Here is a 10,634-nt window from a genome sequence, read left to right on the forward strand (position 1 = left end):
CACGGCTACGATTTGATAAATAATACTACGTAAACCGTCAATTTTCTACCTTATCCATCTAGAGATTTGACATTAACCTTATAATGTCGCTATCTGATCTCGATGCCCTTTCGCAAACTCGACACAGCGCTTCGCCAGCACGTCCGTGGGATCGATGAGCGTGACGCGCCCGCCCGCCGCCGATTCGTACGTCGCGCACGAGAGCAACAGCGGCAATTCGGTGCAGCCCAGAATGACGACTTCCACGCCCTCGGCAATCAAACCATCCAGCGCAGCGCAGATATCGTCGAGACATGGCCCGGTCGTGAAGCCCGCCTTCACGCCCTGCTTGCCGTAAATCGCCGCCATCACGCGCGCCTGCAATGCGGCACCCGGCGCGACTTCGCGCAGCCCCTGCGATTCGAGCGCCTTTCGATACACACCGCTTTCGATCGTCCCCGAAGTCGCGAGCACGCCCACATCGCGCAGCGCAGGAAGCGCCGCGCGCAAATAACACGCGGTCTCGGTCAGCATATTGACGATGGGCACGCCGAGATGAGGCTGAATGCGCTCGACGAATGCGTGCGCCGTATTGCACGGCATGGCGATGACGCCCGCGCCGCCCTCCTCCAGCCGCTTGCAGGCCGCGTAAAGCGAGAGCGTGGGATCGGCGCCGTCGCCGATCAGGTTTTCCGTGCGATCGGGAATTTGCGGATTCTGCTCGACCAGCATCTTGATGTGATCCTGATCGCGCGCGGCGGGCGTATTGCGCACGATCTTTTGCAGAAAATCGACCGTCGCCGCCGGACCGATGCCGCCGACCACACCCACTTTGACGTCGGGCGTCGGCCAATCGTGACGGCCTTCAATCGCATAGCGCGCGTAGGCGAGATTCGCATCGATCATCGGCACGTTCGGCGCGGCCTTTTGGGCGTCGGCAAGCGAAACGGCACTCAGCTCGTGCACGATCACTTGCGCGCCCTGCTCGACCAGGCTTTCGCACGCGGCCTGCCAATCATCACGCCAATCGTCGCGTCGCTCGCTCTGTACGCGCGGATAAAGCCACGCAAACGGCGACTGCACATGCACGTCATCCGACATCAGCAAACCCACGCGCCTCACATCAGGAAACGATTCCAATATCGCAAACTGCATCGCCTCGAATTTGCCGAGCACAGCCAGACGCGTATTCGCCTTCAATTCATCGATCAACGCCTGATTCGCGAGCGACGGCAACAGCACCGTCGTCACGCCGCATTTTTCGAATTCACGTATCGTTTCGAATATCCGCAGTTTGCAATCCGATGAATCGAACGCTTCGAATGGCATCGGCAATTGGCGGAAAATCGCATCGAAATATTGCGCATCCGCTCGCGCCGCCGCCACCTTCGCCAGCACGCTATAAAACCGGGCGCTCACGAGCGGCGCAGTCCCGCCAATCACGCCGAATTTCAGCGCCTTCAACCCTGCGCCTTGCATCACTGCGCGTCTCCCTGCGCTTGCGAAAACAGCGCTTGCGCAGGCGTCTCACGCTGCGGCTCACGCGCCGCTTCCCACTTCGCGATCACGGCGGTCGCCACGCTGTTACCGATCACATTGGTCATCGTGCGGCCCATATCGAGAATCTGGTCGATGGCGAGCACCATCGCCACGCCCGCGGCAGGCAGATGAAACATTGGCGCCACGGCGGCCACCACGACCACCGATCCGCGCGGCACGCTCGCCATCCCCTTGCTGCTCAACATCAGCACGAGCAGCATGAAGACCTGCTGCGAGACCGGCATCTCCACGCCAAACGCCTGCGCGATGAAAATCGCTGCAAACGCCTGATACATCATCGAGCCGTCGAGATTGAACGCGTAGCCCAGCGGCAGCGTAAAACCGACCACTTTCTTTTCCACGCCGAAACGTTCGAGTTGTTCCGTGAGGCGCGGATACGCCGCTTCGCTGCTCGCCGTCGAGAAAGCGATCATCGCGGGTTCGCGAATCACCTTGAGCAATGTCCCCACGCGGCGACCGAGAAACAGATAACCCACCGCCACGAGAATCGCCCACAAAATCAGCAGTCCGAGATAAAACGAGCCGATCAATTTGCCGTAGGTGTAAAGCACGTCGAGCCCACGCAGCGTCACGGCCGAGGCAATCGCACCGAACACCCCGAGCGGCGCGGCGCGCATCACGTAATTCGTCACGCGCAGCATGACCGGCACCATGCCGTCGATACATTCGATCACAACGGCCACGCGCGACTGGCGTTTGAGCGCGCCGAGCGCGAGGCCGAGAAAGACCGAGAACACGAGAATCTGCAGAATGTCGTTACGCGCCATGGCGTCGAGCAGACTCGTCGGAAACGCGTGCGTGAGCACGTCCTTGACGTTGAGCGCCGCCGTGTTGAGACCGGTGTCGACCTCGCCCGCGCCCGCCGTCATATGCAGCCCCGCGCCCGGTTGTAGCAGATTGGCGAGCACGAGTCCGAGCGCGAGCGAAATGAGCGACGCGCACACGAACCAGCCCACCGAACGCAAACCGATCCGCCCGACGTCCTGCCCGCTTTCCATGCCCGCCAGGCCCGAAACGAGCGTGACGAATACCAGCGGCGCGATAATCATTTTGATGAGCCGCAGAAAGATATCGGTGACGATCGAGAAATAACCGGCGATGGTCTTGGCGCTCGCGGCATCGACTGCATGCGTGTGGCACACGTAGCCGGCCGCCACGCCCAGCAGCATGCCGACGCCAATATTCAGAGTGAGGCGATTCTTCATATCCGTCCTTGAATGGCGCGCGACGAGGGCCGCGCAGTCAGAACGGATGGTAGGGAGCAGAAAAAAGACGTCGATGCCGGTCTGGCATATGCGTATGCGGAACTCGCATAACGCGGGAATACCCTGGCGATCGGGCTTGCTTTATGCGTGGCCGCCTGGCGCCGCCGCGCGCAGATGCTGCCAGAGCGTGTCGAGAAACTCGCTGCGATTCGAGGCGTCGCGATACACGCGTAACTCCACGTCGAGATGCCAGGCCGACGGCCCGGCCGGCACCAGTTCGCCCTCGGCCAGTTCGCGCGCAATGGCGCTTTTCGGCAGCCACGCAACGCCCTCGCCCTGCATCACGAGTTCCTTGAGCACCGCCGCCATGTCCGATTCGTAGTGCAGGCGCAATAGCGGTTTCGTGGCCGCGTGCCCGAGCAGCAGCGCCACGCAGCGGCCGAAATAACTGGTTTCCGTATAAGCGATATGCGGTAAAGGCTGTTTCGCGGTGCCGGGCAAACGGTAAATCGGCGCGGACCGCGCATTCGGGCGACTAGCGGGCAATAACGTGTCGATGCCCACGGTCACATGCTCGTATCGCGCGGGATCGAGATGCAGCGGCAGTTCGGGATGGTGATACGCGAACATGAGTTCGCAATTGCCGTTCACGAGCATCAAAATCGAATCGTGCACGTTGGTCGGCACCACGCGCGCGGGAATGTCGCCGACATGCCGCGCCAATTGCTTGAGCCACGCGGGCAGAAAATTCAGCGCAATCGTATGACCCGCCGCGATTTGCAGACTCTTGCCGCCAATCCGCTGCTCGGTGCGAATAATCGCGCGCGTATCGAAGAGTTTGCTGAGCACGTCGTCCGCCACTTCGCGAAACAGTTGCCCGGCGGGCGTCAGAACAGGCGGAAAACTGCTGCGATCGATGAGTTCCGCGCCCACCCATTGTTCGAGCGATTGAATGCGGCGGCTGAAACCCGATTGCGTGACATTGCGAAATTCAGCCGCGCGCGAAAAGCTCTGATATTGCGCGAGCGCGATGAAGTCCTCGATCCATTTGATTTCCATGCGCTGGGCCGGCGCGCCATTCGCCGCGTGCTGTGATTGAATCGCGCCATTGTACGCTCGCGTATTGGCGCGGCAATGCGCTAAGCGGTTTGCGCGAGACGCGCCGCGAGCGCGTCGATTTCCGAATCGGCGAACACTTCAATGCCGTGCGCGCGCAGCAATGCCGCCGTCACGCCCGCACCCGCCAGCTTGCGGCCCGCGAATGTGCCGTCGTAAATAAAGCGGCTGCCGCATGAGGGACTGCCGTCGATCAGCAGCGCAAACCGGCAATCGTGTTCGCGCGCGAGATCGAGCGCCGCCTGCGCGCCCGCGATAAAGAGCGCGCTCACATCGGCACCGTGTTCGTCGATCACGCGCGCGGCGCCCGCGAGCACCGCGTCGCCCGATTGCGCGAGCGCGATTTCCGCGGCGGGGCGCGGCACCGGAAATCCCGCGCTCAGTTCTGGACAGATGGGCACGACGCGGCCTTCGCGCTGCCAGGCGTCAAGCGTGGCATGCGCCAGCGTTTTCGCCGAGCCGTTGTAACGCACGGGACGCCCGAGCAAACAGGCACTGACCAGAATCTTTTGACTCATCGCTTATTCGAGCAGCGCGCCATCCATTTCATCGATCGATTCGCCGTCCGCACGCGCCACGCGTGCGTAAAGATCGTGCCAATCGACCGCGAGCAGCGGCGCCGTCAAATCGCCGCGCGCGCGATAAGCGAGAAAGCGCATCCAGCCGTCGAGAAACACGCCCACGCCCGGCATCAGCAAACACGGCGGCCGCGCGACCGTGGGATAACGCACGGCGTTTTCTTCGAGCGCGGCGCGCAATTCCAGCGATTCGGCACCGCGCGGACTCTGATCGGCCATTTCCGTGCGCACCGCCGCGTCGACAATCGTCATCGGCAATTCAACATACGCAACGCGCACTTCGCCAATTGTGCATTGTGTCGATTTTGTGGATTGTGGGGATTTCGCGCCCGGTTCAATCATGCACAGTCGATTAAATACGACCGTTCGCGCCTGAAGCGGTAATGCGTTCAATGAAGTGGCGCCATGCCGGAGCGCCTCGCGGAAAAGCGGATAACGGCCCAACCAGGGATCGATTTCGGACATGCATGACTCCGGCGCCAGGCCGCGAATGCTGCGCCATGAAAATGGGCGCGCCAGCGGGCCTGGTTCTCTCAGGTTATTTTGTCCGAAAACTATAACGTTGCGTCTTGCATAGCACAAGGGAAAGGTTCCGCATCACGCCTTTTCATGCATTCTTCATAAAATACACAACCGAAATTATTTTCGATTTTTTTCCACCGGGAAGCCGATTTATTTTCGGAACCAAGCCACAGAAAGCAATTCGTAAACATCGATCGCAACGCCGGCCTCGCGGGACCTTCTTTAGCCGGCTCATTCTGGAGCCTCGATCGATGAATCATCCGAAACGCTTTCTGCTTGCCAATCTCGCGTGGTCCTCGGAGGTCGCCGCGCGCGAGCCCGAATTCTTTACGCAGCTCGCGCAAGGCCAGCGCCCACGCGCGCTCTGGATCGGTTGCTCGGACAGCCGCGTGCCCGCCGAGCGCATCGTGAATGCGCAGCCGGGCGAGCTGTTCGTCCATCGCAACATCGCGAACCTGTTCACCGCCGACGACGCCAACGCGTCGAGCGTCGTCGAATACGCCGTGCATGCACTCGAAGTCGAGCACATCATCGTCTGCGGCCATCACCATTGCGGCGGCGTGCGCGCGGCGCTGTCCGCGCCCTCGGACGCGCTGCCGAACGTGAACCGGCGCATCGCCGGGCTGCGCGAGCTGGCCGCGCGGCACCGCGCCGAACTCGACGCCATCGACGATCTCGATGCACGCGTCGACCGCCTCGCCGAACTCAATGTGATCGAGCAGGTGCAACGTCTCGAAGCCTCGCCGATCGTGCGCGCGGCGCAGCGGCCGCCGCAGATTCACGGCTGGGTGTTCGGCCTGCGCGAAGGCCGCCTGCTGCAACTGACCGAGGCCGGCTCAACAGCCTGAACGGCCTGAACGGCAACCCTTGCCGATATCGATATCAATATCGATACCCACGCTGCGCGCCGCGCGCTTGCCTCATCCCCGTCACCTTAGTGGACCTTACATGCCGAACTCCCGCCTCATCGATTTCGCGAGCCTGCGCAGCGACCTGCTCGCGGGCATCGTTGTCTTTCTCGTCGCGCTGCCGCTCTGTCTTGGCATCGCCACCGCGTCCGGCGTCGAGCCGTTCGCGGGCCTGCTGTCCGGCATCGTCGGCGGCCTCGTCGTCGCGCTGCTCAGCGGCTCGCATTTGAGCGTGAGCGGCCCCGCCGCCGGGCTCGTGGTGATCGTCGTGTCCGCCATCGCCTCGCTCGGCAGCTTTTCCGCGTTCCTCGCGGCCGTGCTGATCGCGGGCGTGCTGCAGTTCGTGTTCGGGCTGTTGCGCGCCGGGCAGCTCGCGAGCTTCGTGCCGGTGCCGGTCATCAAGGGCATGCTCGCGTCGATCGGGCTGCTGCTGATCGTCAAGCAAGTGCCGCTGGCCGCCGGTCTTTCCGCGTCCGCGTCCGCAGCTTCCGCCACTTCCGCGGCTTCGAACGCCTCGCTCGCCACGCCCTTCGGCACCGTGCTCGTGCCCGCGCTCGTGCTGGCCGCCGTTTGCGTGATCCTGCTGTTCGTCTGGGAATCGCCGCGCGCGAAACGCTTTGCGATCGTGCGCATCGTGCCGGGACCGCTCGCGGTCGTGGCGCTCGGCATCGCGGCGACGCTCGCCCTCGACGCCTTCGCGCCCGCGTTCGCCTTGCCCGGCGAGCAGCGCGTGGCGCTCGATGCGCTGCAATCGTTCGACACGCTCGCGGGCGCGCTGGCGTTCCCGGACTTCACGCAACTCGTCGATGCCGACGTCTGGCGCGTGGCGCTCACGCTCGCCGTGGTCGCGAGCCTCGAAACACTGCTGAGCCTCGAAGCCGTCGAGCAGATGGACCCGCAACGCCGCCGCGCGTCGCCCGACCGCGAATTGAAGGCGCAAGGCGTGGGCAATATCGTGGCCGGCGCGCTCGGCGGCTTGCCGATCACCGCCGTGATCGTGCGCAGCTCCGCGAATCTGAATGCAGGCGCCCGCACGCGGCTCGCGTCGTTCGTGCATGGCGTGCTGCTGCTCGCGAGCGTGTTTGCGCTGACCGCCGTGCTCAACCTGATTCCGCTCGCCTGCCTCGCTGCGATCCTGATCCAGACCGGCTACAAGCTCGCCAAGCCCGCACTCTTCGTTGCGATGATGCGCGAAGGCGCCGACCGCGTCGTGCCGTTCGTGGCGACGATCGTGGGCGTGCTCGCCACGGACTTGCTGATCGGCATTGGCATCGGCATTGCGGTGAGCATGCTGCTGGCGATGCGCGCCAATCTCGACGACACCTTCGCGCTTGCCGAACACGACGACCATTACCTGCTGTCGTTCCGCAAGGACGCGTCCTTTCTCGCCAAGCCGATGCTGATGCGCTGCCTCGCGCGCATTCCCGATCGCGCCACGGTGCTGATCGACACGGAGCGCGCCGATTTCGTCGACCGCGATATTCGCGACACGCTCGAACGCTTTATCGCCGACGCGCCGCGCCGCAGTATCGCGGTTGAAAGCGTGCAATGGCCGCGCCTGAACGCCACGCCTAAAAAGCGTTTGCCGTGGGCGCGTTCGGCCAGCACGACGTCATAAAAAAAGGCCGGGTTTCGCCACCCGGCCTTTTTCGCTATTGACTGCCGTTATTGATTAACGCTATTCAAACCGCGCTTATTCGAAATTCTCGCGCAGCCATTTCTTGTTCAGTTTGCCGACGCTGGTTTTTTCCAGCGCCTCGACAAACTTCACCACTTCCGGCACGGCGTATTTCGAAATCGTGCCGTTCTCGCTGAACTTGAGCACGTGCTGTTTGATTTCGTCGGCGCTCACCGGATCGCGGTCGGCGCGCAGCACGACGAGCGCGGCCGGGCGCTCGCCCCATTTGTCGCTCTTGATGCCGATCACCGCGACTTCCGCCACGGACGGATGCTGCGAAATCAGGCTCTCCACTTCCAGCGACGACACCCATTCGCCGCCCGACTTGATCACGTCCTTGATGCGGTCGGTGATCTGCAAATAGCCGTCCGGGTCGATACGCGCGACGTCCTGCGTATGCAGATAGCCGCCCTCCCACAGCGTCGCCGACGCTTCCGGGTTGTGCAGATAGCCCTGCGTGAGCCACGGCGCGCGCACGACCACTTCGCCGCTCACGCTGCCGTCGTGCGGCAGATCGCGCATTTCCGCATCGACGATACGCAGATCGACGAGCGGAATCGGCAAGCCCGTGCGGCAACGCAAGCTCACTTCCTCATCGAACGTCAGCGGTTCCTTCTGCGGCTTCAATTGCGCGAGCGTGAGCACCGGACACGTTTCCGACATGCCGTAGCCCGTGAAAATATCGATGCCGCGTTCGAGCGCCGCGCGCGCGAGCCCGTGCGGCAGCGCGCCGCCGCCGATCACCACTTTCCACTTGCTGAAGTCGGCGCCTTTCGCCTGCGGGCAATTCAGCAGCATATGCAGGATCGTGCCCACGCAATGCGAGAACGTCACGCCTTCGTCGCGCAGCAGTTCGACCAGACGATCGGGCACGTAGCGGCCCGGATACACCTGCTTCACGCCCAGCACCGTCGCGATATACGGCATGCCCCAAGCGTGCACATGGAACATCGGCGTGATCGGCATATACACGTCGCCGCGATGAAAGCGCTGGCCCGATTCGGGGCTGGTGAGCGCCGCCATTACCGTGATCGTATGCAGCACCAGTTGGCGATGCGAAAAATACACGCCCTTCGGCAAGCCCGTCGTGCCGGTCGTATAAAACGTGGTGGCGCGCGTGTTTTCGTCGAAGTCGGGGAAATCGTAATGCGTGTCGCTGGATGCGAGCAATTGCTCGTATTCGCCCGCGAATTCCAGACCGAGCGTATCGCTCACGTTGCCGTCGTCGTCGATCAGCACGAGCGTGCGCACGGTTTCCAGCTTGTCGCGAATCGCCGCGAGCACAGGCAGAAAATCGGCGTGCACGAGCAGCACTTCGGCGCCCGCGTGATTGATCGTATAAGCGATTTCGCTTTGCGACAGGCGGATATTCACCGTTTGCAGCACCGCGCCCATCATCGGCACGGCGAAATACGCTTCCAGATAACGATGGCTATCCCAATCCATCACGGCCACCGTGGTGCCGAATTGCGTGCCCACGTTTTTCAACGCGTTCGCAAGCCGGCCCACGCGCTGACCGAATTGCGCATAGGTAATGCGCGTCTTGCCGCGATAGACGATTTCCTGATTCGGCGCCTGCTGCAAAGGCGTGAGCAGCAAACGTTTGATCAACAACGGGTACGAATACGCCGATGCCATCGTTTCGCTGGAATGGTCGTGCATCGCTGTCTCCATCTTGGGATAGTTCAATTCTGATAATGCAAATGCAAATGCGGTTGTAAACGCGGCTACAAACGCGGTGCCAAACGCGGTTGCCACGGCGCTCGCCGTGGCAATACGCTATGGCCTGTTTCGCCGGATGGGCCGAATCCGCCGCGTTTAAGCGAGGTTCTCGAAGATCGCCGCGATGCCCTGGCCGCCGCCGATACACATCGTCACCAGCGCATAACGGCCGCCGATGCGTTGCAGTTCGTGCAGCGCCTTCACGGTGATGAGCGTGCCCGTCGCGCCGATCGGATGGCCGAGCGAAATGCCCGAGCCGTTCGGGTTGACCTTGGCGGGATCGAGACCGAGTTCCTGCGTGACCGCGCACGCTTGCGCCGCGAACGCTTCATTCGATTCGATCACGTCGAGATCTTCGACACGCAGGCCCGCGCGTTGCAGCGCGAGACGCGTGGCCGGCACCGGACCGATGCCCATGTACAGCGGCTCGACGCCCGCATGCGCATAGGCAACGAGGCGCGCCATCGGCGCGAGGCCGCGCTGCTCGGCGGCTTCGCGCGACATCAGCAGCACGGCGGCCGCCGCGTCGTTGATACCCGAGGCATTGCCCGCCGTGACCGTGCCGTTTTCCTTCGCGAACACCGGCTTGAGCTTCGAGAAGTCTTCGAGCGTGGCGTCGGTGCGCAGATGCTCGTCGGTGTCGAACACGACTTCGCGGCCCTTCACGGTGCGCGCGACCGGCACGATCTGGCTCGCAAAACGGCCTTCGGCAATCGCCTGCGCGGCGCGCCGATGCGATTCGAGCGCCAGCGCGTCCTGACGCTCGCGCGAAATCTCGTAGCGGCGCGCGACGTTCTCGGCAGTCACGCCCATCGGCACCGTATCGAACGGATCGTTGAGTGCGCCGAGCATCATGTCGACCAGACGCGCGTCGCCCATGCGCGCGCCAAAGCGCGCGTCGACCGCGAGATAGGGCGCGCGGCTCATATTCTCCGCGCCCGCGCCGATCGCCACGTCGGCGTCGCCGAGCAGAATGGTTTGCGCCGCCGACACGATGGCCTGCAAACCCGAACCGCACAGACGATTGACGTTGAACGCGGGCGTCGATTGCGGAATGCCCGCGTTGATCGCGGCCACGCGCGAGAGATAGAGATCCTTCGGCTCGGTGGCGATCACATTGCCGAACACCACGTGGCCCACGTCCTCGGCCTTCACGTTGCTGCGCGCCAGCAATTCGCGCAACACGATGGTGCCGAGTTCGGTCGGCGCCACATCCTTCAGACTGCCGCCGAACTTGCCGATGGCGGTGCGCACACCGCCCACTACGACGACTTCTTTGCTCATGTCCGTTCCTCGTTTGCTGGTTTGCGCAAGCGCGTTGCGCACGCGTTACATGTTCGGATAATTCGGTCCGCCGCCGCCTTCC

The 10,634-nt window shown here is 63.0% G+C and carries 9 protein-coding genes; 2 read left to right on the top strand and 7 right to left on the bottom strand.

What is annotated here, in order from left to right; all coding sequences use genetic code 11:
• Window positions 1–78: 78 nt before the first annotated feature.
• The 5 genes from U4Y88_RS03285 to U4Y88_RS03305 form a co-directional block, all read right to left on the bottom strand.
• The gene (locus U4Y88_RS03285; RefSeq protein WP_321782262.1) at window positions 79–1,458 is read right to left on the bottom strand and encodes an aspartate/glutamate racemase family protein; all 1,380 of its coding nucleotides are present in this window, start codon (window positions 1,456–1,458) and stop codon (window positions 79–81) included.
• Window positions 1,458–2,744 carry a dicarboxylate/amino acid:cation symporter gene (locus tag U4Y88_RS03290; protein WP_321782204.1) on the bottom strand — a complete coding sequence of 429 codons (1,287 nt, stop codon included), beginning with the start codon at window positions 2,742–2,744 and terminating at the stop codon, window positions 1,458–1,460. The genes U4Y88_RS03285 and U4Y88_RS03290 overlap by 1 nt, the downstream gene beginning before the upstream one ends.
• A 141-nt stretch (window positions 2,745–2,885) precedes the next feature.
• Entirely contained in the window at window positions 2,886–3,803 is a 918-nt protein-coding gene (locus U4Y88_RS03295) for a LysR substrate-binding domain-containing protein (protein ID WP_321782206.1), read from the bottom strand.
• 80 nt (window positions 3,804–3,883) lie between these two features.
• On the bottom strand, window positions 3,884–4,378 hold the full coding sequence (locus U4Y88_RS03300) for a DUF523 domain-containing protein (protein ID WP_321782208.1): 495 nt from the start codon (window positions 4,376–4,378) through the stop codon (window positions 3,884–3,886).
• A 3-nt stretch (window positions 4,379–4,381) separates the two neighbouring features.
• Window positions 4,382–4,690, bottom strand: a complete 309-nt coding sequence (locus tag U4Y88_RS03305; protein ID WP_321782210.1) for a hypothetical protein — start codon at window positions 4,688–4,690, stop codon at window positions 4,382–4,384.
• Between the two features lie 521 nt (window positions 4,691–5,211).
• Here U4Y88_RS03305 and U4Y88_RS03310 point away from each other — a divergent pair.
• Entirely contained in the window at window positions 5,212–5,808 is a 597-nt protein-coding gene (locus U4Y88_RS03310; protein ID WP_321782212.1) for a carbonic anhydrase, read from the top strand.
• A gap of 100 nt (window positions 5,809–5,908) precedes the next feature.
• Entirely contained in the window at window positions 5,909–7,486 is a 1,578-nt protein-coding gene (locus U4Y88_RS03315) for a SulP family inorganic anion transporter (RefSeq protein ID WP_321782214.1), read from the top strand.
• Between the two features lie 75 nt (window positions 7,487–7,561).
• Here the strand turns inward: U4Y88_RS03315 and U4Y88_RS03320 are convergent, their stop codons facing one another.
• A complete protein-coding gene (locus U4Y88_RS03320) occupies window positions 7,562–9,208 on the bottom strand; it encodes a fatty acid--CoA ligase (RefSeq protein ID WP_321782216.1) in 1,647 nt (548 codons plus the stop codon).
• A gap of 156 nt (window positions 9,209–9,364) precedes the next feature.
• Window positions 9,365–10,552 carry a beta-ketothiolase BktB gene (bktB, locus tag U4Y88_RS03325; RefSeq protein ID WP_224009881.1) on the bottom strand — a complete coding sequence of 396 codons (1,188 nt, stop codon included), beginning with the start codon at window positions 10,550–10,552 and terminating at the stop codon, window positions 9,365–9,367.
• Window positions 10,553–10,634 lie beyond the last annotated feature (82 nt).

Origin of the sequence: Paraburkholderia sp. J94, assembly GCF_905220285.1 — a bacterium.
GTDB classification, from domain to species: Bacteria; Pseudomonadota; Gammaproteobacteria; order Burkholderiales; family Burkholderiaceae; genus Paraburkholderia; species Paraburkholderia tropica_A.

Excerpts from the sequence above, each read along its gene's own strand:
- U4Y88_RS03295 (WP_321782206.1), bottom strand. The coding sequence starts at position 3,803 with ATGGAAATCAAATGGATCGAGGACTTCATCGCGCTCGCGCAATATCAG.
- bktB (WP_224009881.1), bottom strand. The coding sequence starts at position 10,552 with ATGAGCAAAGAAGTCGTCGTAGTGGGCGGTGTGCGCACCGCCATCGGC.
- U4Y88_RS03285 (WP_321782262.1), bottom strand. The coding sequence starts at position 1,458 with ATGCAAGGCGCAGGGTTGAAGGCGCTGAAATTCGGCGTGATTGGCGGG.
- U4Y88_RS03305 (WP_321782210.1), bottom strand. The coding sequence starts at position 4,690 with ATGACGATTGTCGACGCGGCGGTGCGCACGGAAATGGCCGATCAGAGT.
- U4Y88_RS03315 (WP_321782214.1), top strand. The coding sequence starts at position 5,909 with ATGCCGAACTCCCGCCTCATCGATTTCGCGAGCCTGCGCAGCGACCTG.
- U4Y88_RS03300 (WP_321782208.1), bottom strand. The coding sequence starts at position 4,378 with ATGAGTCAAAAGATTCTGGTCAGTGCCTGTTTGCTCGGGCGTCCCGTG.
- U4Y88_RS03320 (WP_321782216.1), bottom strand. The coding sequence starts at position 9,208 with ATGCACGACCATTCCAGCGAAACGATGGCATCGGCGTATTCGTACCCG.
- U4Y88_RS03310 (WP_321782212.1), top strand. The coding sequence starts at position 5,212 with ATGAATCATCCGAAACGCTTTCTGCTTGCCAATCTCGCGTGGTCCTCG.
- U4Y88_RS03290 (WP_321782204.1), bottom strand. The coding sequence starts at position 2,744 with ATGAAGAATCGCCTCACTCTGAATATTGGCGTCGGCATGCTGCTGGGC.